The sequence below is a fragment of the Methanoculleus chikugoensis genome (assembly GCF_019669965.1).
GTDB classification, from domain to species: Archaea; Halobacteriota; Methanomicrobia; order Methanomicrobiales; family Methanoculleaceae; genus Methanoculleus; species Methanoculleus chikugoensis.
The window spans coordinates 1,163,294-1,188,358 of record NZ_AP019781.1; the positions used below are offsets into that span (position 1 = coordinate 1,163,294).

The 25,065-nt window shown below is 64.2% G+C and carries 18 protein-coding genes; 9 read left to right on the forward strand and 9 right to left on the reverse strand.

Going from position 1 to position 25,065, the window contains the following annotated elements:
* Window positions 1–54 precede the first annotated feature (54 nt).
* Entirely contained in the window at window positions 55–2,694 is a 2,640-nt protein-coding gene (locus MchiMG62_RS05975) for an aminotransferase class V-fold PLP-dependent enzyme (RefSeq protein WP_221058358.1), read from the forward strand.
* A 464-nt stretch (window positions 2,695–3,158) separates the two neighbouring features.
* On the opposite strand, the gene fdhD is transcribed toward MchiMG62_RS05975, so the two are convergent.
* The 4 genes from fdhD to fdhF form a co-directional block, all read right to left on the reverse strand.
* Complete coding sequence (gene fdhD, locus MchiMG62_RS05980; protein ID WP_221058359.1) at window positions 3,159–3,902, reverse strand: formate dehydrogenase accessory sulfurtransferase FdhD; 744 nt, start codon at window positions 3,900–3,902, stop codon at window positions 3,159–3,161.
* Between the two features lie 94 nt (window positions 3,903–3,996).
* Window positions 3,997–4,485 (reverse strand): VOC family protein, encoded by a 489-nt coding sequence (locus MchiMG62_RS05985; RefSeq protein ID WP_221058360.1) that lies wholly within the window; start codon window positions 4,483–4,485, stop codon window positions 3,997–3,999.
* A gap of 310 nt (window positions 4,486–4,795) precedes the next feature.
* Window positions 4,796–6,034 carry a Coenzyme F420 hydrogenase/dehydrogenase, beta subunit C-terminal domain gene (locus tag MchiMG62_RS05990; RefSeq protein ID WP_221058361.1) on the reverse strand — a complete coding sequence of 413 codons (1,239 nt, stop codon included), beginning with the start codon at window positions 6,032–6,034 and terminating at the stop codon, window positions 4,796–4,798.
* Window positions 6,035–8,104: a formate dehydrogenase subunit alpha gene (gene fdhF, locus MchiMG62_RS05995; RefSeq protein ID WP_221058362.1), complete on the reverse strand. Its 2,070-nt coding sequence runs from the start codon at window positions 8,102–8,104 to the stop codon at window positions 6,035–6,037. It abuts the gene before it with no gap.
* 322 nt (window positions 8,105–8,426) lie between these two features.
* Here fdhF and MchiMG62_RS06000 point away from each other — a divergent pair, with 322 nt between their 5' ends.
* The 4 genes from MchiMG62_RS06000 (at window position 8,427) to MchiMG62_RS06015 (ending at window position 12,213) form a co-directional block, all read left to right on the forward strand.
* Window positions 8,427–9,068, forward strand: a complete 642-nt coding sequence (locus MchiMG62_RS06000; protein WP_221058364.1) for an FmdE family protein — start codon at window positions 8,427–8,429, stop codon at window positions 9,066–9,068.
* A gap of 112 nt (window positions 9,069–9,180) precedes the next feature.
* Window positions 9,181–9,951 carry a tRNA (N6-threonylcarbamoyladenosine(37)-N6)-methyltransferase TrmO gene (tsaA, locus tag MchiMG62_RS06005; protein ID WP_244987822.1) on the forward strand — a complete coding sequence of 257 codons (771 nt, stop codon included), beginning with the start codon at window positions 9,181–9,183 and terminating at the stop codon, window positions 9,949–9,951.
* 12 nt (window positions 9,952–9,963) lie between these two features.
* Window positions 9,964–11,763: a molybdopterin-binding protein gene (locus tag MchiMG62_RS06010; RefSeq protein ID WP_221058367.1), complete on the forward strand. Its 1,800-nt coding sequence runs from the start codon at window positions 9,964–9,966 to the stop codon at window positions 11,761–11,763.
* Between the two features lie 51 nt (window positions 11,764–11,814).
* On the forward strand, window positions 11,815–12,213 hold the full coding sequence (locus tag MchiMG62_RS06015; RefSeq protein WP_221058368.1) for a nuclear transport factor 2 family protein: 399 nt from the start codon (window positions 11,815–11,817) through the stop codon (window positions 12,211–12,213).
* Window positions 12,214–12,279: 66 nt separating this feature from the next.
* On the opposite strand, the gene MchiMG62_RS06020 is transcribed toward MchiMG62_RS06015, so the two are convergent.
* Complete coding sequence (locus MchiMG62_RS06020) at window positions 12,280–13,131, reverse strand: META domain-containing protein (protein WP_221058370.1); 852 nt, start codon at window positions 13,129–13,131, stop codon at window positions 12,280–12,282.
* Window positions 13,132–13,350: 219 nt separating this feature from the next.
* Window positions 13,351–14,928 carry an META domain-containing protein gene (locus tag MchiMG62_RS06025; protein WP_221058372.1) on the reverse strand — a complete coding sequence of 526 codons (1,578 nt, stop codon included), beginning with the start codon at window positions 14,926–14,928 and terminating at the stop codon, window positions 13,351–13,353.
* A gap of 254 nt (window positions 14,929–15,182) precedes the next feature.
* On the opposite strand from MchiMG62_RS06025, the gene gpmA reads away from it, so the two are divergent.
* The gene (gene gpmA / locus MchiMG62_RS06030) at window positions 15,183–15,929 is read left to right on the forward strand and encodes a 2,3-diphosphoglycerate-dependent phosphoglycerate mutase (protein WP_221058374.1); all 747 of its coding nucleotides are present in this window, start codon (window positions 15,183–15,185) and stop codon (window positions 15,927–15,929) included.
* 512 nt (window positions 15,930–16,441) lie between these two features.
* On the opposite strand, the gene MchiMG62_RS06035 is transcribed toward gpmA, so the two are convergent.
* Both MchiMG62_RS06035 and MchiMG62_RS06040 read right to left on the reverse strand, forming a co-directional pair.
* Window positions 16,442–16,789: a HEPN domain-containing protein gene (locus MchiMG62_RS06035; protein WP_221058376.1), complete on the reverse strand. Its 348-nt coding sequence runs from the start codon at window positions 16,787–16,789 to the stop codon at window positions 16,442–16,444.
* A 3-nt stretch (window positions 16,790–16,792) separates the two neighbouring features.
* A complete protein-coding gene (locus tag MchiMG62_RS06040) occupies window positions 16,793–17,437 on the reverse strand; it encodes an HVO_A0114 family putative DNA-binding protein (protein ID WP_244987823.1) in 645 nt (214 codons plus the stop codon).
* Window positions 17,438–18,098: 661 nt separating this feature from the next.
* Here MchiMG62_RS06040 and gap point away from each other — a divergent pair.
* Genes gap through ppsA form a run of 3 tightly spaced genes read left to right on the forward strand, consistent with a single transcriptional unit; the run spans window position 18,099 to window position 22,601 of the window.
* Complete coding sequence (gap, locus tag MchiMG62_RS06045; RefSeq protein ID WP_221058379.1) at window positions 18,099–19,106, forward strand: type I glyceraldehyde-3-phosphate dehydrogenase; 1,008 nt, start codon at window positions 18,099–18,101, stop codon at window positions 19,104–19,106.
* Window positions 19,107–19,110: 4 nt separating this feature from the next.
* A complete protein-coding gene (locus MchiMG62_RS06050; protein ID WP_221058381.1) occupies window positions 19,111–20,166 on the forward strand; it encodes an NAD(P)-dependent oxidoreductase in 1,056 nt (351 codons plus the stop codon).
* A complete protein-coding gene (ppsA, locus tag MchiMG62_RS06055; protein ID WP_221058383.1) occupies window positions 20,163–22,601 on the forward strand; it encodes a phosphoenolpyruvate synthase in 2,439 nt (812 codons plus the stop codon). Before MchiMG62_RS06050 ends, ppsA begins: the two co-directional genes overlap by 4 nt.
* 10 nt (window positions 22,602–22,611) lie before the next feature.
* Here the strand turns inward: ppsA and MchiMG62_RS06060 are convergent, their stop codons facing one another.
* Window positions 22,612–25,059, reverse strand: a complete 2,448-nt coding sequence (locus tag MchiMG62_RS06060) for a plasma-membrane proton-efflux P-type ATPase (RefSeq protein ID WP_221058385.1) — start codon at window positions 25,057–25,059, stop codon at window positions 22,612–22,614.
* Between the last annotated feature and the right edge of the window lie 6 nt (window positions 25,060–25,065).

Genomic DNA, 25,065 nt, shown 5'->3' on the forward strand with positions numbered 1-25,065 from the left:
CCCGGCGCCCCCACCGGTTCCCTTAATGTCTGCGGAAAACCAACTGTTCTTTACGTGAACCGCGAACCGGCAGTAAAAAAAGTTCTCTACTGGTGCGACCAGTGCAACGTCCCCCTCATCGGGCGCACCTGCTCCTGCAAGACGAGGGTCCGGGAGATCGAGCTCCTGCAGCCGCACGACGTCCGCCCGGCCCTCGCAGCGGATACGGCCCTCATACGCCGTCTTCTTACCGAACGGTTCGGCGATATCCCCCTGCCCCGCGTCGTGCTCCTGAACAAGACCGGCGGCGCCGACCGGGCGGACCTCGTGATCGTCCACGGCGACCGGCTCGGCTGGCTCACGTTCGACCCGATCGCGCGGAAGTTCAGCCTCGATATCGCTCCCGAAGCACTCCCGTACATCCTGCCGTATGCAACGAGAGGCATCGTCGATCTCGAGGCCGAGCCCGCCGTGCGCGCGCATAAGGGCCGCATCGGCGGGAAACGGTTCGCCCTGGCGACGGGGGTGCCCGACGGGACGGTCATCGTCGCCTACAAGAACCGGTTCGGCACCGGTGTCGTCAAGGACGGGCAGGTCCGGGTGAAGGAACTCGTCTCTGTTGCGCCCCGCACCCGGCCCGACCCGGGCTGGGACGAGGTGATCGAGAAGAACCGCTACCACTTGAAAAACCTTGAACGCAACGCCGTCCGCACCATCAAAAAGCACATGAACGACCGGCCGTGCGTGAACGTCTCGTTCTCCGGCGGCAAGGACAGCACCGCCGTCCTCCATCTCGCGCGGAAGGCAGGGGTGGAGAAGGCGTTCTTCATCGACACCGGGCTCGAGCTCCCCGAGACGGTGGAGTTCGCGGCGTCGCAGGACGTCGAGATCATCAAAAAAGGCGGCGACTTCTTCCAGGCGGTCGAGAAGGCCGGGCCGCCCGGGAAGGACCACCGCTGGTGCTGCAAACTCCTGAAACTGCAGCCCCTGAAGATCTACCTCGCCGGGCTCGGCCCCTGCGTCACCATCCAGGGGAACCGCTGGTACGAGTCCTGGAACCGTGCCGACCTCGACGAGACGAGTCAGAACCCGGCAAATCCCCTGCAGTTGAACGTCTCGCCGATCCGGAACTGGCGGGCGTTTGAGGTCTTCCTCTACCTCTGGTGGCAGGAGGTCCCCATGAACCCGCTCTACGAGAAGGGTCTTGAACGGGTGGGCTGTTACCTCTGCCCGGCGGTGCTTGAGAGCGAGTACGAGGGGCTCCGGGAGATGCACCCGGACCTGACGGGCCGCTGGGACGAATTCCTTATCCGGTGGGCGGAGAAGAATGGGTTGCCGGACGCCTACCACCAATGGGGACTCTGGCGGTGGCGGGCGCTGCCCCCGAAGATGCGCGAGATCTGCCGGGAACGGGGCATCGCCGTGAACGAGGACTTCACCCTGAAGGAGGCCCCGGTGAAGAAGGAGGCCCGGGCGGCAGCCATGAAGAGTACGGGTACCCGCGAGCCGGCACCGCCGGCAGAGACCGAGTCCTTCCCGGACGGGATCCGCAAGGACTTCCCGATCCTCGGCGACATCGTTTATCTCGACAACGCAGCGACGAGTTTCTCGCCGGAGCCGGTGGTGGAGGCGCTCGTCGAGTTCGAGCACCGCTACCGGGCGAACGTCGGCCGGGGCGTTCACCGCCTGACCCGGATCGCGACGCAGCGCTACTGGCACGCCCACGAGAAGGTGGCCCGGTTCATCGGCGGGGAGGCGGGGGTGACGGTCTTCACGAAGAACGCCACGGACGCGATCAACGTGGTCGCACAGGGGCTCTCCTGGAAACCGGGCGACCGCGTGGCGACCACCATCCTTGAGCACCACTCGAACCTCCTCCCCTGGAGGGCGCTGGCAAAGCAGGGGGTCGCGCTCGACGTGGTCGGGATCGACGCCGACTACGCGCTCGACCTTGCCGCGCTCGAAGAGACCCTGGCCGGCGGCGGCGTCCGGCTCGTCGCCGTCACCCACGCCTCGAACGTCCTCGGCGTGACGACGCCGGTTAACGAGATCGCGGGGCTCTGCCGGGAGCACGGGGCGCTCCTCCTGGTGGACGGAGCACAGTCGCTGCCGCACATGCCGGTGAACGTCGCGGAACTCGGCTGCGACTTCCTCTGCTTTGCGGGGCACAAGATGTTCGGGCCGATGGGGACCGGGGTTCTCTGGATGCGCGAGGCGCTCATCGAGCCGCCGGTCCTCGGCGGGGGGATGGTCACGAGCGTGACGGCGGAGGGGCATGTGCCCGCGGAGGGCTACCAGCGCTACGAGGCCGGCACGCCGAACGTCGGCGGCGGGATCGCGCTCGGCGTCGCCGTGGACTACCTCTCGGGGATCGGGATGGAGAAGATTCACCGGCACGAGGAGCGCCTGACCGCCCGGCTCATCGCGGGGCTCTCCGGGATCGACGGGGTCACGGTCTATGCCGGCCGGAAGCCGGGTGCCCGGATCGGGGTCGTCTCGTTCACCATCGACGGTGTTCACCCGCAGGAGGCGGCGCAGATGCTCGACGAGGATGCGGATATCCTGGTGCGGTCGGGGCACCACTGCTGCCAGCCGCTGATGGAGCACCTGAACCTCCCGGAGGGAACGGTGCGGGCGAGTCTCGCGGCGTTCACGACGGAGCAGGAGATCGATCTCCTGGTTGCGGCCGTCGACGAGATCAGCCGGGGACGGTAGAGCCGTCTCCCTCCCAAAATTGACACTCTACCTCTTTTAGTCCCCCCACCGCCCGCGCTTCGCGCTCCTCCCGCCCCGGGAGGGGGGCGGGCAGTCCGTGGCGATAGCCGGGGGAAAGCCGTGCACAGTTCTTTCCGAAACCCCCCTATGAAGTGGACCGTGGGGGTATCGCCATTGGGGGTGGGGCTGACGGGGAGGGGGGTGCAGCCCCCCTCCCCTGTCTCAACTACATACAAAGACTCTTGTAATCCCCACCCCGGCCGCAAGGGGCGGGGGCAGTCCGTGGCGATAGCCGGTGGGAAGCCGTGCACGGTCCTTCCCGAATCTCATCATGAAGTGAACTAAGGGGATATTACCCGGGGGAACGTCCACAGAACGGGATTTCGACCACCGTCAGGTGCGGGGAGAGCAGGGTATTAGTGGTCAAACCCTTCGCGGCCTCGTATGAGGAACTGGCACCGGAGTTACGAGCCCCCTCGCCCCTCCATCCCCGCAACCCTCTCCGGATGCGTATACACCGCCATCTCCGGCGTTCCCGCGGCCCCGACGATACAGAGCCCGGTCTCCTCCGCGACCTCCACGGCAAGCGCGGTCGGGGCCCCGGTGGAGGCGAGCACCGGAATGTTCGCCGCAAGGCACTTCCTGACCATCTCGGAGGTGACCGCCCCGGTGCCGACGGCGGCCGTCCGGGAGAAGTCGAGGGATTCCCGCAGCCCCCGGCCGATCACCTCATCAAGGGCGTTGTGCCGGTCGAGGTCTTCTGCGCGGGCGACGATGCGGCCTTCAGTGACAAGCGCAACCGCGTCGAGCGGTTCGGGGGCGTTGAGGGCGGCGACGGCGGCCTCGATCTCGGGCACGGCAACCACGAGATCGGAGTCGATTGCGGGCAACTTCTGGGTGTCGATGTAGGAGACGGCTCCCCCGCACCCGGAGAGGATGGTCTTCTTCACGCTGACCCGCTTGAAGATGTTCTTCGTGATGACGCTGATCCTGTTCTCCTCGATCCTGACCGACTCGATCTCGTCAGCGCTCCGGATGATCTCCTCGGTGTAGAGGTAGCCGGTGACGAAATCCTCAAAACCGCCGGGGCTCAAGGCAATGGTCGTCAGGTGCCGGCCGTTGACGAAGATCGCGACTGGTGTCTCTTCGGCGGCATCCCGGGTGACGCTTCCGCCGCCGATACGGATACAGGCAATTCTCTTGAACATGCTTCCTCACTTCAGCTCGTTGCACGCTCCCGGGCAGCACCGGGTACCGCCCGGTGTGGGGCGGGTCATGCTATAAGAGATCCGCGGGGATGAACTATACTCTATCGGGCCGCACCGCCTCAACACACTGCCGGACGAACTCTTCCGGCATCGAGGTGCGCCGTGCTGTCTCTTCGACTGAGAGTCCGCCCTTGAGGAACCTCTTCACCACGCTCTCCATGGGTTCGCCGACCTCGACGATGTGCATATCGGGGTCGTAGAGCCTGACGGCCCGCTGCCCCCAGGGCTGCTCTATCACCCCGTGGACGTACCTCACCGAGTCCATCCTTTTGAGCCGTTCGAGAAAGGCGTCCAGGTCGTCCTCTTCAAAGTAGAGTTCGGCGTTCTTCGAGCCCCGGACGATATCGTCTTCGTCGACGCCGATCAGATCGGCAAAATGCGACCGGAGGTGGATCGCAAAACCGCCCTCGAACGATACGTTCTCACCGAGATCGTAGCCGACCTTCTGGCCGAGCACCTCTTCGTAGAACGTCCTGGAGATCCCGATGTTGCGAACGACAATAAGCGGGCATACGAATCGCATACAAGTTTCGTAAGGATCTCCGACAGTTCAGTCTTCCGATCGGCGGTTCGTCCGCTGCATGAACGTTCTCCGGTGAAATGCTCCGGATACCTGGAGAAGAGAGGTTATTACGGCTGGCCCGGCGGCGCAAAGAGATGACAGGGGAATCTCCCCCCGCCACCGGGTATTGCCAGACACACCTTCTGCGCCCCGGCACGAGCGCATTCAGGCTTTTATGGAACTCAAGACGGTCGACCACACACCCGACCGAACGGTCGGGCACCGGCAGGCTCAGGGGTGTTACCCCCTCACCGCCTGCCATAACACGAGATTATTTGAACACGTCGAAGATCTGGTCGCTGCCGGTTGCGGAGAGCCGCTGGCGTTCCGCCTGCTCCTCAACGAGCGCAAGGACCGGGAGCTCCAGGTCCACACCCGGGGTGTGGCCGAACATCTTCTCCATGTCCGTCTGCAGGGCGTGCATATAGAGCGAGTTCGCGATCTCCATCGGGCAGTTCTCCTCGCACTGGCCGCAGTTGACACAGGAGTCCGATACGTGGGCGTAGCGGATCAGGTGGAACATGAACGGCACGGGGAGCACACCCGGCGCCACCAGGTAGGGCTTCTTCGTGCTGCACTCGACGCAGTAGCAGATCGGGCAGTTCTCGATGCAGGCGTAGCACTTGGTGCACCGGCTCGAGTCCTCCATGATCTTCTGGAGACGCTCCTTCCCTTCGCCGAGGCTCTCGAAGTAGCGCGCCCGCCACTTGTCGCCGAGTTTCAGCATCGAGTTCTCGACCTTGCCGCGGATCTCGATACCCTTCGGGTTCGCGGGCTCCGTGGCGACGGCTCCGGCCTTCACGGCCGCGTCGAGGAGGTTTGCACCTTTCTCGGAGCAGACCTCGACGAAGGTTGCCTTGCCGGCCTTATCCCCGATGACGCCCCAGTTACCGCAGGCGAGGTCCGCCTGGCGGGGGATCTTCATCTTGCACCGGCGGCAGTTGCCGCGGCGGCCGAAGCCCGCATCCTCGAGTTCGTCCATCGAGATGCCCTTGTGCTGGCCGTCCTTCGTGACGATGATGAACTGGCCCTTGTCGATCTCTTCCTTGACGACGTCGTTCGGGTCGACCCCGAACTTCTCGGTGATCATCTTCCGGGCGGTCACCGGGCTGACCGAACCGCCGCAGTTGACGCCGATCAGGAGGAGGTTGTCCAGGTTGACCTGGTTGCGCTTCGCGAGCTCGTAGATGCCCATTGCGTCGCAGCCCTTCACCGTCACGGCAAGGCGCATATCCTCGGCGCCCCCGAGGTACTTCTTGATCAGTTTCGCGAGCAGGACCGTCCCGCAGTGGAGCGAGCCTGCCGTCTGTGCGATCTCGGCCGGGTCGGTGATGATCGTGGGAACCGCATCGTAGAGGTCCACGCCCTTCTTCACCGCCAGCACGGCGTCGACGATCTTGTTCTCCAGGGCGTACTTGAGAAGCCCGGTCACCGCGCCGCCGCACTCCGCCACTTTGGCGATGTCGGGGCTCGTCGTCCAGGCGTATACCATATCTCCCTTCGCTACCATTTACTGCACCCCCGTGATCTTCTCGACGGCAACCGCACTGTGTTTCAACTCCGGCATCTTGGAGAGCGGGTCCAGCACATTGTTCGTAAGCAGGTTCACAGACCCCTTCCCGCCGAAGTGCATCGCCATCATCAGCACGCCGGGCGCGACCTCGTCGGTCACTCTGGCAAGGGCCTCCGCCTCACCGCGTCTGCTCCGAAGCCGGATCATCTCTCCGTTCTGGATCTTCAGCCGCGCGGCATCCTCTTCGTTGATCTGCACGTAGGCTTCCGGCACCTCCTGATGGAGGATCTTCGCCCGGCCGGTCTGGGTCCGGGTGTGGTAGTGGAAGATCAGACGTCCGGTCATCAGGGTGAACGGATACTCGGCGTCGGCGACCTCCGCGGGCGGCCGGTACTCGAGCCCGAAGAAGGTGCCGAGACCGTCGGCCGCGGAGAACTTCTCGCGGTGCAGGATCGGGGTTCCCGGGTGCTCCTCGGTGGGGCAGGGCCAGTGCACGGACTCCGGCTTCTCCATCCTCGCGTAGGAGATGCCGGCCATCGACGGGGTGACCCGCCGCATGTCGTCCCAGATATCCTCCGGAGAGTTGAAGTCGAATCCATTGAGGCCGAGCTTGTGGGCCAGGTCGACGAAGATCTGCCAGTCCTCCTTCGAATCGCCGGGGGTCTCGACGGCCTTCCTGATACGGTTGACACGCCGCTCGGCGCTGGTGAACGTCCCGTCCTTCTCGGCGAAGGATGCACCGGGGAGGATCACGTCTGCGTACTGGGCGGTCTCGGTCATGAAGAGGTCCTGCACGACCAGGAAGTCCAGTTTCTCAAGCGACTTCATTACGTGGTTCGCGTTGGGGTAGGAGACGACCGGGTTTAACGCGAAGATGTACATCGCCTTGATCGGGTCGCCGCACTGGTTGATCTGCTCCGTCAGGGTCACGCCGTACTCGCTTGAAAGCCCGGTGACGCCCCAGAGTTCCTCCATCCGCTTCCGGGCGACGGGGTCTTCGCACTTCTGGTAGCCGGAGAAGACGTTCGGGTAGGCACCCATGTCGCAGGCGCCCTGGACGTTGTTCTGGCCACGGAGCGGGTTGACGCCGACACCGGGTCTCCCGATGTTGCCGGTGAGCATTGCGAGGTTTCCGAGCGACCGGACGTTGTCGGTACCGGTCGAGAGTTCCGTGATGCCGAGGCAGTAGATGATCACCGCGTTGTTCGCGTTGGCGTACATCCGGGCGATCTCCTTGACCCGCTCGGTCGGAACGCCGGTGATCGACTCGACATCCGCGTACTTCTCCACGACCTTCCTCATATCCTCGAATCCCTTCGTCCGCTTCTCGATGAACTCCTTGTCGTGGAGGTTCTCCTTGATGATCCAGTACATGATCGAGTTGATCAGGGCAATGTTCGTCGAGGGGTTGTAGCGGACGTAGTGGTCGGCCAGGCGCGCCGTGGGCGTGTAGCGCGGGTCGCAGACGATGAGCGTCTTGCCCGCCTTCTTTGCCTGGAGGATCCGGCGGCCGGCGAGCGGGTGTGCCTCAACCGAGTTTGCCCCGATCATGAAGATGAGGTCCGTGTTCGCGAGGTCTTCGAAGGGGTTCGTCGCGGCACCGGAGCCGAACGAGAGCGAGAGACCCGCGACGGACGGTCCGTGGCAGATACGTGCGCAGTTGTCGATGTTGTTGGTCTTAAAGGCCACCCGCGCGAGTTTCTGCAAGGCGTAGCACTCCTCGTTCGGCGTCCGGCACGAGACCTGGAAGCCGAGGGACTTCGGTCCGAACTTCTCGTAGGTCTCCTTGAACTTCGAGGCGATGAGGTCGTATGCCTCGTCCCAGGACGCTTCTTCGAACTTGCCGTTCTTCTTGATGAGGGGCTTCGTCAGCCGGTCGGGGCTCTGCACGAACTCCCAGCAGGTCATTCCCTTGGGGCAGAGTTTGCCCTCGTTGATCGGGGTCCTCTTGTAGGGTTCGACCCCCACGAGTTTGCCATCGTTCACCACAAGGTTGAGTCCGCACCCTACGCCGCAGTAGGGGCAGGTTGTGGGAACGTAACGTAATTTACCATTAATGTCAGCCATGTGAATTCTCCCGATAGTTGCATTCAACGTCGGTTTTGCCATGCATGTCCGGCTAGAACGGACATGTTAACAGTGGCTTTACTCTACTAAGTAGTATATAAATTTAAACTTACTCTTTTAACCTTAGCCGACTTTTCACACTATATAGTTGATCGACTCCCAGACCCAATCTCCGGCACCGGGGGTATCAACCACGATATCGATTATTATGTGATTCGGTGGCGCTTCATCGGCGATACGCCGCAACAACCCGTTTTGGGTAAATTAAACTCAATTTACAGATCCAAAATGTTTACAACCTACCTTGACCATATACATCTCCGTGCAACCGAGACTGAATCATACATGGGAAGATATCGAGGCCCGGCTCGAGTCCAAAGGCTCCCCTCCGGAATTAATCGATAATTTCCACAGATGCATCGATTTTCACACCTTTGCGGCCCCCGGACTCCTGGTCGGGGTCTATATGGTGGACTATGCTCTGGAACTCCTGGAATCTCCCCGGGGCAAGAAGATCTATGCCGTCTGTGAGACCACGAAGTGCCTGCCCGACGCCCTGCAGGTGATCGCCCACTGTACGACCGGCAACCACCGTCTCCGGGTGCTCCCGATCGGGAAGTTCGCCCTCACCGTGAACGGGCCGGCCGACGCCCCGTATGTGAACGGGACCCGGGTCTTCGTCGATGGTGCTAAGATCGAGCGGTATCCGACGTTCGCTCTCTGGTACACCAAGGATCCGCTCTTCGATCCGAGAACCCGGGGTATCGATCTGATCGACGAGGTCATCGATGCCGGGCGAGATTTCCTCTCCTGTGAGCGGGTGCGGGTGAAAGTGCCCCAGAAATGGCCGTGGAAGTCCGCGATCTGTTCCATCTGCGGCGAGATGGTTCCCGACAACCTGCTCGTCGACGGTGCCTGCTCCGACTGCCGGTCACAGTCCTATTACGAGAAGGTAGCGTACTGAGGAGCCCCTCCTCCCCCCGCGGGGAGGCATTACATCCTATCGAGATAGAAGACACTGCATGGAACTCTCTCCGATCGGACTCGTGCGTTCCAGTATCCGCTCAAGGAGCGATATGCCGGTCCAGGGCGTCGACGCCGAGATCGAGATCTATTCCCGGTACGCCGGGGGGCTCTCCGGTATCGAGGAGAACTCGCACCTGATCCTCGTCTGCTGGCTGCACGAGGCCGGCCGGGACGTCCTGAGAGCGGTTCCCCGGAAGGTCTCGAGCGATCTGCCGGAGAAAGGTGTCTTCTCTCTCCGCTCTCCGGCGCGGCCGAACCCCCTCTCCGTCTCGGTGGTCCGGCTGCGCGGCATACGGGACGACCGGTTTCTTCTGCTCGCGAACGTCGACGTGATCGACGAAACACCGGTGATCGATATCAAACCCTACCAGACGGGATGGGACTGCGTCTTCTCCGCGACCGGCCACGACCGGACGGAGAAGATCCGGAAGATGGGGCCCGGCGAGTACCGGGCGGGTCTTATCCGTGAGGCGGTGAACTATCACGGGGAACTCTGCCCCGGGGTGGCGGTCGGGGTGCGGCTCGCGGAGGCGGCGATGCGCATCTTCGGGCGCGACCTCGCGTCCCCCGAGGTCTCGGTCGCGCCCGGCCCCGACCCCTGCATCGCCGACACGCTCATCGGGATCACCGGCGCGAGCCTCGGGAACCGCCGGCTGGGGTGTTCGGGAGGAGACCGGTACGTTCTCTCCTGCCCCGGGAAGGAGGCGGTCTTCCTCCTCCGGGACGTGCCGGAGAGCGTCGATGCGATCCTTGCGGCCGACGAGGCGTCGCTCTTCGACTGCACCGTTCGTTCCCGGCCGCAGAAAGTAGAGAAACAATGATCCAGGACGAATATGTCACGCAGATACCTGAACCTTACTCCGCTCTCGGAGGCGCTCGCGATGCTGCGGCGGGAGTTTTCCTCGCCGGGCCGCGCCGAGACCGTGCCGCTCGCAGAGGCTGTCGGCAGGGTGACGGCCGAACCCCTGTATGCGGGGTATTCCGTTCCCATGGCCGATATCGCGAAGTTCGACGGGTACGCGGTGAAGAGCGGCGAGACCCGTGGAGCGCAGGACCAGCGGCCGCTGCCCCTTGCCGGGTATGCCCGCGTCAACACCGGCGAGGTGCTCCCGCGACCGTTCGACGCCGTCGTCATGATCGAGGATACCTGGGACGAGGGCGGCATACCCCGGATCCGGAAGTCCGCCGCACCCGGGCAGAACATCCGCCGTACCGGTGAGGATGTCCGGGCGGGGGAACTCGTCCTCCCGAAGGGCCACCGGGTCAGGCCGTTCGATATCGGTGCGCTCGCGACCTACGGGATAACCCGGCTCGCCGTCCGGTCGGTCCGGGTCGGGATCGTCCCGACGGGGAGCGACCTCGTGCCGCTCGGTACGGCGCCGGGGCCCGGCCAGACGATCGAGACGAACACCCTCATGGCGGAGGCCTACCTCACCGGGATTGGGGCGACCTGCCGCCGGTACGGGATCGTTCCCGACGAACCCGGCCTGATCCGTGAGGCGGTGGAGACGGCGGTCGCCGAGAACGATCTCGTCATCCTCTCGGCGGGTTCGTCGGCCGGCACCCGCGACTTCTCCCGTGACGTCGTCGAGGAGCTCGGGGAGATCGTCTTCCACGGGATCGCGGTCCGGCCGGGAAAACCGGTGCTGCTCGCGAACGTCGGCGGCAAGCCGGTTCTCGGGATGCCGGGGTATCCCGTCGCCGCCCAGACGGTTCTCCGCGAGGTTGCGGGGAGCCTTCTCGCGTGGTGGGGGCTTGAGCCGCTCCCGTTCGGGGAGCTGGATGTCCGGCTGGCGCGACGGCAGGCATCCGATCTCGGGTTCGACGAGTTCGTCCCGGTCTCGGTCGGGCGGGTCGACGGCACCTGCTGGGCGACACCCCATCCCCGGGGCGGCGGCATCCAGATGGCGGTCGTCCGGGCGAACGGCTACCTCCATATCCCGGCCGCTCGCGAGGGGATCGAGGCGGGCGAGGAGGTGCGTGTCCGGCTCACCGTCCCGCCCGCTTCCCTCGCCCGGACGCTCGTCTGCGTCGGGAGGCGCGACCCCGTCCTCGGCGAACTGGGCAACCTTCTCGCGGAGGCCGGCTACCATCTCCACTGCTGCAACGCATCGACGGTTGGAGCGGTGCTTGCCCTGCGGGCGAAGACCTGCCATGCGGCTACGGTTGCTCTCCCTGAGACCGCATCGGCATGGAGCGATCAGGTGCTCCGGTACCTGCCCGACACGCGCCTCCTCAGGGTGCCGGTGGCCCGGACGGAGTTCGGGGTTGCGTCGGCCGATCCTCCCGACGCCGGGAGCCTTGCATCGCTCCGGGTAGCGAACCGCCCGAAGAGCGCGGCGGCGCAGTTCCTCCTCGATGCGTGGCTTGACCGGGAGGGTATCGATGCCTCCCCATCCGGCGAACCCGGGGACATCCGGGTCTGTTCGGCCCTTGAAGCGCGGGAGGCGGGGCTCCGGTTCACGTCGATCGGCTACGAGTCGTGCGACCTGGTGATACGAGAGGAACTTGCCGCGGGCGAGGGCGTCGCCGCCCTCGTCGAGGCCGCACGCTCGCCGGGGTTCCGCGCGTACCTCCGGTCGATCGGGAGAGACCCGGGAGACGGGGACGCGCCCGGCGTCTTTTCGGTCTGAACCGCCGCACCTGCTCGAAACGAATAACTCTTTTTGACATGACCACTCCTCATGCGAGTCAGCGAGCAGACACGGGAGCAGATCATGGCGGTGCTCCGGCGGATGACGGATGCCATGGGCAGGAAGGATATCGAGACCCTGGTAGCGCTCGCCGACCCTGACTTCCGGGCTTTCGGCACAGGTGCCGCTGAGAAGGCGATCGGGAGGGAGGCTTATTGCCGACACCTCGAGCGCGGCTTTACGGAGGCGGAGACGGTCGCGCTCGACCTCTCCGACGTTCTCATCGGCGCCGAGGGGACGGTCGCCTGGGTGATGGCCGATATGACCTGCCGGTTTGTCGTCGATGGCATCCCCCGGACCCGGAACGGGCGGATGACGGCGGTGCTCCGGGGAACCGGCCACGCGTGGGTCTTTGCCCAGATGCACTACTCGCTTCCGGCAGAGGGCTAGAAGGGCGGTCGTATCCTACAAACTAACTCTTTTAAGCCTGCAAAAAAGTGTCCTGATGGACTCTTCTCAGCCTTCCGTAGTAAAGAAGAGAATCGCCCTGCCGCTGCCGTCGATGACCGCGAGGGTGTCCCCGACGATCCGGTAGCCCGCCGCCGACCGGAGGAGGTCGAGGTAGGCCTTCTCCTGCTCCATGACGCCGGCGGGCTCGGTAAAGGAGGCTTTCGTCGCGATGACCCGATCCACGCTAAGCCCCGTCTCGTTGACCCGGTAGGGGGCCGAGTAGGCGTTGCACCCTGCCGACCCCGAGAGCGTGCCGTCGCCGTCGAAGACCAGGGTGATATCGGTGCCGGGCACCGGCGATGCGACGGTGCTGCCGCTGCCGTTGGTGTAGCGGGCAAGGTGCCATTCGGTCGCAAGCAGCGGCGCGCTCTCGGGCTGCTCTGCCCGCGCAAAGGCGAGGAGTTCGCGGCCGGACGGCCCGGAGATCGTCAACCGGTTGTCCTCGACCCGGTAGGAGGCGGCCGCCACGAGGAGTTCCCGGTAGCGGTTCTCCTGCCGGACGAGTTCCTGCTCATTCGCGGGGTAGGCCGCGGTGGCGACGACCGGTTCCACTGCAATGGTGGAGCCGTTGATCCGGTAGGAGGCGGAATAGAGGTTGCACCCGGCGGACCCCGTGAGCGTTCCGCTCTCGCCGAAGGCGATGAGCGGCGCCTTCCCGTGCAGGGGCGCGACTACGGAACCGTTATCGGCGCGGAACTCGACCAGGTTCCATGCCGTCCCGCTAAGTGGTTCGGTGATGCGGTCGGTCTCGTCGGGGGACGTGTCCGCACCGCCGGTCCAGGCGACCGAGACGATGCACGCCGCCACGACGATCAGGAATGCCGTCTTTGCAAGTATGTTCTGTCCCTCTCGTCCCATCTCTTTCGGGTAGGCATGGGAGGCGAGAGAAGAAATAATAACCCATTTCCATCAAAATCCTCTCGATTCTCCTCTCCCCCCGGATCGGATGCGTCCTGGGCCGATCCGGGGTTTCCGTCCGGAGAGCGCTTCTAAGAGATAGACGGTCGCTCCGGCGGGGTGAAATGGGTAAAATCGGGCAGGGGCCGTGCGGCCCCTGAGCCGGAGATGGGGTAGGGATCAGGCCCGGCCCGCGCTGTACGTGAGCAGGGTCGCTCCTGATTCATCGAGGAGATCGAGCCGGTTCCCGTCGATCCGGTAGCCTGCAACCGAGGTAAGGAGGTTGAGGTACCGGTTCTCCTGCTCCATGACGCCTTCCGGCTCGCCGCAGTACATCTTCGTGCTGATCGGCGGCTCAATGCTGAGTTCAGCGCCGTCGAGCTGGTAGCCGGCCCCGTAGGAGTTGCACCCGGCGTTGCCGCCGACGTTGCCGTCGGGCGAGAAGACCGCGGTGATCGTGGTCCCTGCGATCACCGAGGAGACGGACTCCCCGTCGGGGCTGCTGAAGGACTCGAGCGTCCACTCCGTCCCGGCGAGCGGTGCCGGCGGGACCTCCTCGGCCTGCACGAAGAAGAGGAGGTCGGTGCCCTCCGCGTCCGTGAGGATCAGGCGGTCGCCTTCCGTCCGGTAGGAGGAGACGTTCGCGAGGTGGCTCATGAACGCCGCCTCCTGTTCCATGACCCCCGGCGTCTCGCAGTACATCAGGGTGCTGAAGAGCGACGAGACCGAGAGGTTCGCGCCGTCGAGGGAGTACTCGCCGCCGTAGTGGTTGCACCCGGCGTTCCCGCCGACGTTGCCGTCGGCCGCGAAGTTCGCGGTGACCTTCGTGCCGACGATCACCGAGGAGATCGCGTCTCCATTGGTGCTGTAGGACTCAAGCACCCAGTCCGTTCCGACGAGCGGGAGGTTGGGCGTTTGTGCGGCTTTCTCGAAGACCAGCAGGTCGGTGCCGTCGCTGTCGGCGAGGATCAGCCTGTTGGCCTCCATCCGGTAGGAGGCGACATCGGTCAGGAGCGCAAGGTAGCGGTCCTCCTGGTCCATGATGCCGGGCGGCTCGTTGCAGTACATCTCGGTCCTGACGGCCGGCTTGATGGTGAGGGTTGCGCCGTCCACGGTGTAGTCCGCGCTGTAGTGGTTGCACCCGGCCGATCCGCCGAGGCTGCCCTCTGCGCTGAAGGTCACCGTCACGCCCGTGCCGTCAAGGACCGGCGTTTGGGTGCCGTTCTCCCCGGCGAGGCTCACAAGCGTCCACCAGGTGTTTCCCGCGAGCCCCGTGGGCGCGTCTTCCTCAACGAAGATGAGCGTCGTCGCTCCAGCAGCGTCGGTGATGACGAGCCGGTCGTTCTCGATCCGGCATTCAGCCGCCGAGCCGAGGAGATCGATGAACCGCGCCTCCTGCTCCATGATGCCTTCGGGCTCCGTGCAGAGTTTCAGCGTCTGGACGAGCGAAGAGACCGAGAGGCTCGTGCCGTCGAGCTGGTAGTCGCCGCCGTAGCCGTTGCACCCGGCGGAGCCGGCGACCTTGCCGTCGGGGCCGAAGGCCGCCGTGACCTCCGTTCCCGGCAGAACCGGGACGAGCGTGCCGTTCTCGTCGAGGTACGAATCGAGAGTCCAGGAGGTTCCGGCAAGCCCGACGACCGTACCGGGCGTCGACGTGCCCCCCGTGCACCCCGCGACGACGATGCACGCCACGACTATGACGAAGAGCGATGCCGCCGTGAGGATGGTGTTCCTGTTCCTTTGTCTGTTCGGTGCCATACACCTGCATATGGGCGGGAATGAGTGATAAATGAATTGTAGGCTACGAAAAAAATCGAACCTATACATGGCCGGTTTGTCAAACCCGGTGATTATATGGTTTATCTGGGTTCTGTTATGTTATGCCGCCTAATGGCGAGGGGCGAGCTGTCCCGCCGTATTTGGGCGTTGCGGCATCGTTCGCCGGGCACCTTCCTGCATATGCAAGGGTTTTATCCGGGTGGGTCCCATACCGGGTGCGGAAGAAGAGTACTATGGCAACGTTGATCCTGCTAAGGCACGGCGAGAGCGCCTGGAACAGGGAGAACCGGTTCACGGGCTGGACCGACATCGACCTCACGCCGCAGGGTATAAAGGAGGCGCATCGCGCGGCTGAACTCCTCGGGGGCGGCGGGTATACGTTCAGCGTCGCCTACACCTCAGTCCTGAAGCGGGCGATCCGGACGCTCTGGATCGTCATGGACGACCTCGACCTTATGTACGTCCCGGTGCACCGTTCCTGGCGGTTAAACGAGAAGAGTTACGGCGCCCTGCAGGGCTTGAACAAGCAGGAGACCGCCGGGAAGTACGGTGCGGAGCAGGTGCACCTCTGGCGACGGGCATACGACGTGCGGCCGCCCCCGCTCGCATGGGACGATCCAAGGCACCCGCGGTTCGACTCCCGCTATGCGGACCTCGACCCGGAGAGCCTTCCTGCGACCGAGTCCCTGCACGATACGCTCAAGCGCGTGCTCCCCTGCTGGGAGAACTGCATCAAGAGGGACCTTGCGGCAGGCAAACCGGTCCTGGTCGCCGCCCACGGCAACAGCCTCCGGGCCCTGGTCAAGCACCTGGACGGGGTCCCCGACGACGAGATCGCGGCCCTCAACATCCCCACCGGCTATCCTTTAGTCTACGAACTGGGCGGGGACTTAACGGCCGTCCGGCGCTACTACCTTGGCGACCCGGAGGAGGTCGCGGCGGCTGCACGGGGCGTGGCGCGGCAGGCCGGGCCGGGATAGGTGAGGGTGGTGGCCCCCTCCCGGAGGGGGGGATGCGCATACGTGCGCTCCGGCCTGTGGGAGGGTGCGGTCCCTCACGTCTATCTTCCCGTGGAAGACGATGCGAACGCAAGAGGCATGCTCCGTTCCAGAGGTCATGCTAATCCCGAAGGCGTCGAAATGTCATTATCCGGCTGAATGTCTGCTCATTTTATCGCCCGTTCATCGCTAATCGGACCAATTGTGCATCTCAATCCTGGAAGTATTGGGTTGAACCCTTCCCGGTTCACTTGCCCCGAGGCGGCCCGTCTGCAGACCATCATCGGCTTCGCAACGGGTCCATACTACGGTCCAACGATTGTAAAAGTGGGAGAAGTCAGGGAAGTAACGTGGGTTATCATTACCCTCCGCCGGGCATCTCTGCAATTACGGGGAAGGCGCCTCGAACCCCTGTTTTACAAGGTAGCCGGAGATTGTATCGAAGATCTGCTCCGCATCCTGCACGGTTCCGTTTGCAGAGGCTTCCCCGTACGTCAGACCATAGTCGGCTGCCTCTCGTGCAGTCTTCGCTCTCCGGAGGTCGGAGACGATTGCAGGAGAGGCAGGATTCCTCTATCGGTGAACAACTCTTCGATGGCGGCTATAAGGCACTCATGGCTCTTCTCGACGTAACCGGCACTGAAGAGCAGCGATTTGCAGGCATGAAACATGGAATAGTATGCCTTGATGATGGTCCACTTAAAGTCGGATTCGAGAAGCGATTTCTTTGCCGAGTCGAGATCTCCCTTTGTTTCAGTGAGCTCCCTCTCGACCGTCGCCCTGTTCGCGGGCCGTTTGACCACACCTCGACGGCTCAAACAATCCTGGAATTTGTATGACATCCCTCACCCGATAAGAACAATACCCTGCTGGATAGTATCGAAGAATGCGGCATCCCTGGTCTTTAATCGATAGGTTTCATCCGGCGTGTTGACGATCGGGGAGAGTTCTCGCGCAAGGGTGTTCCGGTGCATATGTAAGATCTCCTGGATAGGCTCTTTGTCGAGGGTCTCGACATAGAGGTCGATATCGCTTGCGGGCGTATCCTCCCCTCGCGCACAACTTCCGTAGAGGATAACGTTCGTCGTCATACCCCGCAGGTCCCGGATGAGGGGCTGCAGTTCAAGGAGCGTGAACCAGACCTTCATCTGCCGCAGGAGGGTACTCTCCATATTTGCCTGGTAAAAGGCGAGGTTTCCCACATCTTCGCGGGTGACCAGGCCCATCGTCTCGAGGTCTTTGAGGTTTTTGCTGACGAGCGAGACATCGCGATGCACTATCCGGGAGATCTCCCGGACATGGAACTTCCTCGTGTAGTCCCTCCCGAGCAGGACGAGGAGGATCAACGACGATCTCCGGAAGAGCGATCCGTATGCGTCCAGGAAGTCCCAGGGGTGGGGGTTGCCGGGCGGGGTGTTCCCGTCTGCTGCGGGTGTCTCTTCATCCAGGAGCTGCCGGCCGGGGTTCTCGTTTTGTTGAATATTATTCAACAGATGTTGACTTTCTCTCATCACTTGTTGAGTATATATCAGCAAGGGCACATAAAGGCATCCCGGGGGGCTCATCATTTGCATGGGCGTACCGGGATGTGGTATTTGTGCAGGAGGTGCTTGCACAGATTGCGCGGAGTCATCCGACCGCACGGTGTCGCCCTCGGAACTTCGTTTCCCCGGTATATCGGGTGGCCGGGGACCCCGCTGCGCCTCCCCCGAGCATCGTTACAGTGAACTACCAACGAACTACTAATTTCCACTAAATTAGTGGTTGAGGGATCTGGTCAGTTGCCGGTCTTTTTCCGGGATCTCCCCGGGCAGAATGTCACCCCAAAGTTCTTCTCCGGCATCCCCCGCCCCTCCCACGCGGACCGAGGCCGGTCATGGCGATTGCGATGGATGGGACATCCGGAGCACGAGCACCGTCAGGTGCGATATCCGGTGGAGATCCGTGGCCCCGGAAGGCGACCATCGCGCCGGCTTTCAGAGGGAGTGTCGGCCTCCGGCGGTGTCGCAGGGTCCGGACGGCGCGAAACCCTGCGGCCGGAAAACCCAAACTGCCCCCGAACCGGCGAGTTTCCGCGGCACCATCCCCGGATGAAGGAAGATCATATATACCATCCCGCAGAGGGCCACCTGTCTGACAGGGGGAAGTGTCATGAAGAAGGTTGCCATCAACGGGTTCGGGCGGATTGGGCGGAAAGTTCTCTACAACTACCTGACCGATCCGCCGGAGAAGATCGAGATCGTCGCGGTGAACGATCCAAACCCGACGGAAGAACTCGCCTACCTGATGAAGTACGACTCGGTCCACGGGCGGGCGCCGTTCCCGGTCGAGGCCGGCCCGGACCATATCCGGTTCGGGCCGAAGGATGTGCGGGTGCTGCACGAGAGGGATCCGACCCGCCTCCCGTGGAAGGACCTCGGTGTGGATATGGTGCTCGAGTGCACGGGGCACTTCACGGAGCGGGCGGGCGCCGCGAAGCACCTGGACGCCGGGGCATCACGGGTCGTCATCAGCGCACCCTCGCCCGACGCCGACCATACGGTCGTGCTCGGGGTCAACGAGGGTACCTACGACCCCGCAAAGCACACCGTCGTCTCGAACGCGTCCTGCACGACCAATGCGCTCGCGCCGGCGGCGAAGGTCTTGAACGACGCCTTCGGTGTCGAACGCCTGATGGCGACGGCGATCCACGCCTACACCGCCACCCAGGCACTGGTTGATCGGGCAGCGAAGAAACCGCGCCGTGGACGGGCCGCGGCCGTCTCGCTCATCCCGACGACGACCGGGGCCGCCGTCGCCACCACCCGGGTTCTGCCCGAACTCACCGGGAAGATGGACGCGATAGCCGTCCGGGCCCCCATCCCCGATGGGTCCGTCCTCGATATCGTCGCGGAACTGAAACGCGAGACGTCGGCGGACCAGGTGAACGCCGCGATGAAGAAGGCGGCGGAAGGAAGGATGAAGGGATACCTCGCGTATACCCTGGATCCGATTGTATCGGCCGATATCGTCGGAGACCCGCACTCCGGGGTCGTCGACGGGCTCTCCACGAGCGTCGTCGGCGGGCGGATGGTCAAGGTCCTGGTCTGGTACGACAACGAGTTCGGCTACGCGAAGAGGATGGTCGATATCGCCGCCTACATGGCGTCCCGGGAGTGAGGGGATGACTAAATTAGTCTTCTTCGGCCTCGATGAGCATGAACAGGACGTGATCGGGAGGGCGTTCGCCGGGCCGAGCGGTTACGATCTCGCCCTGCACACCGAACCGCTCACGATCGAGAACGTATCGGTTGCCCGCGATGCCGACGGCATCGGGGTCTTCGTCATGTCCCGCGTCACCCGCGAGGTCCTCGACCGGTTGCCGAACCTCAAGATGGTCGCCGCCATGTCCACGGGGTTCGACCATATCGACTCCGTTGCCTGCCGGGAGCGGAACATCGCCGTCTCTAACGTGCCGCACTATGGTGAGTCCACGGTGGCGGAGTTCGCGTTCGGGCTCATCCTGGCCCTCGCCCGGCGGTTCAGGCCGACGTTTGAGCGAACGGACCGGGGCGACTTCTCGCGGGTCGGACTGCAGGGCATGGACCTCGCCGGTAAGACCCTCGGCCTGATCGGGACCGGACGCATCGGGTCGCACCTCGCCCGCATCGCCCACGCGGCGGGGATGGAGGTGATCGCCTACGACCTGAGGCCGAACCCGGCCCTCACGGAGGAGTACGGCGTCCGCTACATGGACCTTGATGACGTTCTCCGGCAGGCGGACGTCATCAGCCTGCATGTCCCCTACACGAAGGCGACGCACCACCTGATCGATGCCGGGCGGCTGCGGCTCGTGAAAAATACCGTGCTCCTCGTCAACACCTCACGGGGCGGCGTGGTGGATACGGGAGCGGTCGCGGACGCTCTACGCGAGGGCCGGCTCGGGGGAGTCGCGTTCGACACCTTCGAGGGCGAAGAAGTCTGGATCCAGGAGGAGTTCCAGGGGGCCGGCGAGGCGTCGGAAGACGAACTCCGGGATGCGCTCGAGAGTTTCGGCCTGCTGCACTCCGATAAGGCGATCCTCACCCCCCATAACGCCTTCAATACGCGGGAGGCGGTCGACCGGATCCTCGATGCAAGCATCGAGAACATCAGGGCGTTCTTTGCCGGGAACCCGCAGAACGTCGTCGCCGGGACCTACCGGGTGCCGGCAGAGGCGCCTGCCGGAGGGAGAGCATGAAGCAGGACGCTACCTACATCCGCTGGCTTGCCGACACGAGAAACGAGGACGTCGGCCTGGTCGGCGGGAAGAACGCATCGCTCGGCGAGATGTACAGCGAACTCACCCAGAAGGGCGTGAAGATCCCCGACGGGTTCGCCGTGACCGCCGAAGGCTACCGGCACGTCCTTGCATCCGCAGGGATCCTCGACGACCTCAAAGAGGCACTTGCCGGGCTCGACCGCAGCGACGTCGCCGACATCGCAAAGCGGGGAAGGCGGGCCCGCGACCTGATCCTTTCGGCAGGGGTCCCCGACGACCTCTGGAATGAGATCCGGACAGCCTACGATATGCTCTGCGACGAGTACGGGCCCGACGCCGACGTCGCCGTCCGGTCGAGCGCCACCGCCGAAGACCTCCCGACGGTCTCATTCGCGGGCCAGCAGGAGACCTTCCTGAACATCCGCGGCTACCAGGCGCTCCGGGAGGCCTACGTCCGGTGCCTCGCCTCCCTCTTCACCGACCGGGCGATCGCCTACCGGGTGGACAACGGCTTCGACCACTTCAAGGTCGCCCTCTCGGTCGGGGTCATAAAGATGGTCCGCTCCGACCTGGCATCGAGCGGGGTCATCTTCACGCTCGACACCGATACCGGTTTCCGGGATGTGGTCCTCATCACTGGTTCCTATGGCCTCGGCGAGATGATCGTCCAGGGCGCCGTCAACCCCGACGAGTTCTACGTCTTCAAGCCGACCTTCCGGAAGGGCTACCGGGCGATCGTCAGGAAGAACCTCGGCGAGAAGAGAGTGAAACTGATCTACGGCCACGGGGGGACGAAGGAGGTCACCCGGAGGGTCGATGTCCCGGAGGCCGACCGGAAGAGGTTCTGTATCGACGACGACGATATCCTGACGCTTGCCGGGTACGCGCTCACGATCGAGGACCATTACTCGGCGAAGGCCAATAAACCGGTGCCGATGGATATCGAGTGGGCGAAGGACGGCGAGACCGGGGAACTCTTCGTCGTCCAGGCCCGGCCCGAGACGGTGCAGTCGCAGAAGGCGGGAGACGTCCTCGAGACCTACCGCCTCGACGAGCGGGGGATGGTGCTCGCCGCCGGGAAGAGCATCGGGGATAAGATTGCCGCCGGAAAGGCCCGGATCGTCACCGACGTCAGCCGCCTCCCGGAGTTCAAGCCGGGGGAGATCCTGGTCTCCGACACCACGACGCCCGACTGGGAGCCCGTGATGAAGACGGCCGCCGCCATCGTGACGAACCGGGGCGGGCGAACATCCCACGCCGCGATCGTCAGCCGGGAACTCGGCATCCCTGCCGTCGTCGGGACGGGCGACGCGACCGAGAAGGTCCCGACGGGCCGGGAGGTGACGGTGAGCTGCGCCGAGGGGGAGGAGGGGTTCATCTACGATCGGGCCCTCCCGTTCCACGTCGAGAAGACCCGGCTCTCGGACCTGCAGCGGCCCCGGACCGAGGTGATGATGAACCTCGGGAATCCCGATATGGCCTTTGGGCTCGCTATGCTCCCGAACGACGGCATCGGACTCGCCCGGATGGAGTTCATCATCAGCAGTTACATCAAAGTCCACCCGATGGCGCTCGTCCACCCCGACCGGGTCACGGACGATTCCGTCCGGCAATCGATCGCGGACCTCACCTACGGCTACCCGGACGGGGAGGAATACTTCGTCGAGCGGCTCGCGGAGGGCGTCGGGACGATCGCCGCGGCGTTCTACCCGAACCCCGTCGTCGTCCGGACGAGCGACTTCAAGACGAACGAGTACGCGAGCCTTCTCGGCGGTGCTTACTTCGAGCCCGAGGAAGCAAACCCGATGCTCGGGTTCCGCGGCGCTTCCCGCTACTACGACGAGCGCTACCGGGAAGGGTTCAGCCTCGAGTGCCGGGCGCTGAAGCGGGTCAGAGAGGAGATGGGCCTGACGAACCTGATCATCATGATCCCCTTCTGCCGCCGGGTGGAGGAGGCAAAGCGGGTCATCGAGGAGCTCGCGAAGAACGATCTGCGCCGGGGCGAGAACGGTCTCCAGGTCTACCAGATGTGCGAGGTGCCGAGCAACGTCGTCGAGATAGATGCATTCAGCGAGTACTTCGACGGGTTCTCGATCGGCTCAAACGACCTGACCCAGCTCGTCCTCGGCATCGACCGCGACTCGGCGGTCGTGGGCGGGGCCTTCGACGAGCGCGACCCGGCGGTCAAACGGATGGTCGCTATGGCCGTCGAGGGGTGCCGGCGGAACGGACGGCACAGCGGACTCTGCGGCGAGGCGCCGAGCACCTACCCGGAGTTCGCCGACTTCCTGGTAGAGCAGGGGATCGACTCGATATCGGTCGAGCCCGATGCGATCCTGAAGATCACCCTCCGTGTGGCCGAGGTCGAGGAGCGGCTTTCAGCGGCAAAGAGGATGGCCCCGTTGCCCCGGTGAGGGATCTCCCTCACCGGACAAACGGTATACTGCCGCGGTCGATGAGGCGGTAGGCGTAGACCTTTATCGGGTCCGTGATCACGAGCGCCCAGACGAGCGCGTAGACCCAGATGAAGACCGCAAGCGGCCAGCCGATGGGCGTTATGATGAATCCGTAGACGGTGATCAGGGTCGCGACTGTCTGCGTGACGATAACCGCCCCGAGCAGGACCGGGGCGGGCCGGACGGACCAGAACGGGCCCCGGGTGCGGGCGACGAAGACGGTGAGGTGGCCGGCGACCGCGAGTTTGAGGAAGACGAGCGACCGGATGACGTCCAGGGGGAGGTTGAACGGTCCCTGCGCGATGGCAAGCAGGGTAAAGGAGGATACGACGCCCACAAACCCGATGATCGTCGAGAGCGTGAGGATCTCGCGCATCTTCCACCGTTCGGGCGACCGGGAGTAGAGGACGTTGTCCCAGGCGATGGTCATGATCGGGATGTCGTTTAAGAGGGCAAGGAGGACGATCATCAGGGCGGTGATCGGGAAGAACCCGAAGATCAGGATCGAGAGAGTGATGAAGAAGAGGACGCGGATGGTTTCGGCGATCCGGTAGGTGACGTAGTGGCTCATGCGCTGAAAGATCATCCGGCTCTCTTTGATCGCGTCGATGATCACTGAGAGGCCCGGTTTTGTAAGGACGATCGCGGCCGCCGACTTCGCTGCATCCGTTGCTCCCGCGACGGCGATCCCGACGTCAGCCTTTTTGAGCGCGGGGGCGTCGTTCACGCCGTCTCCGGTCATGCCGACGATGTGCCCCCGCGACTGGAGGAGGGAGACGATCCGGTATTTGTGTTCGGGGAAGACCTCGGCAAACCCGGCCGCTTCTTCGACGATCTCCGCGGCTTTCGGGTCGCTCTCCTTTACGAAGGCATCGGCGGTGGTGATCTCCGTCCGGAGGCCCACCTCCCGGGCGACCTCCCGGGCGATCGCGGTGTGGTCGCCGGTGACCATCTTGACGTCGAGCCCCATATCCGCCGCCGTTTTGATGGTTGCCGCGGAGTCGTCGCGGGGCGGGTCGTGGAGGCCGAGGACGCCGGCGTATACCCAGGTGTTGGGGGCGTCGCTCCTTGCGACGCCGAGCATCCGGTAACCTTTCTTCGCGAAGGTTTCGGAGAGGCGGTCGACCCTCTCCCGGAGATCCTTTCTCTCGCCGGCGAGGGCGAGGATCACCTGCGGCGCACCCTTTGCGACCGAGAACTCGCGGCCGTCGCCGCCCCGGACCGTGGCCTCGGTACGCTTTATCACCGCATCGAAGGGCTTGAAGCCAGTGACGGTGAAAGCGGAAAGCCGTTCTTTGAGGTCCTGCGCCTCCTCTGACTCGATGATCGCGACGTCGATGGGGTCCCGGTCCTCTTCGCGGGACGCGAGGAGGGCGGCAAGCAGGACGTCGTCCTTCCCGAACCCTTCAAACGGGACGACATCGGCGAGGGTGAGCCTGTTCTCCGTGATTGTCCCGGTCTTGTCGGTGCAGAGGACGTCCACCCCGGCCATCTCCTCGATGGCGACGAGTCTGCTGACGATGGCTTCCTTCCGCGCAAGCGCCGTCGCCCCCACGGCCATGGTGATCGAGAGGACGGCCGGCATCGCCGCGGGGATGGCCGCCACGACCAGGACGAGCGCGAACTGGAGGGTTTCGAGGAGACTCTCCTGCCGGATGATCGAGACGATGAAGACCACGGTGACGAGGGCGACCGCGAGCACGATCAGGTAATCGCCGATCCTGACGACGGCCTTCCGGAAGTGGCTGACCGTCGCCGCCTCCCCGGCGAGACGGGCGGTCCGGCCGAAGAAGGTCTTCTCCCCTGTTGCCACCACGAGCGCGGTCATCTCCCCCTGTTTGACGGTGGAGCCGGAGTAGGCTATATCCGATACGTGCTTCTCGACCGGCATCGACTCCCCGGTGAGCGCGGACTCGTCGGCCGAGAGGAAGTCACCTTCGACGAGTTTGATATCGGCAGGCACGACATCCCCATACCTGACCCGGACGATATCGCCGGGAACGAGGTCCCGTGCGGCGATCGTCTGCCACCGGCCGTCGCGGAGCACCCTTGCCTCGAGCGCGAGCCTCTTTTTCAGCATGGCGATGGCGTTTCCGGCCTGGCGCTCCTGCCAGAAACCGACGACCGCGTTCACGAGGAGGAGGAGGAGGATGATCGCGAAGTCCTCCCAGCGCCCTATGACGGCGGAGATGACGAGCGCCGCCTCGACCATCCACGCTATGGGGCCCCAGAAGTAGTGCAGGAACTTTTTGACCGCGCTCTCTTCCTTCTCGGGGATCTCGTTGTAGCCGTACTTCCGGATCCGGTCCCCTGCCTCGGACCCGGACAGGCCGTCCCGCCGGGAGGATAGAACCCGGTAGAGGTCGTCGACGGCCATGCCCCGGGCCTCGTCGGTGCCGATCACCTGACGCTCCATGGCTCT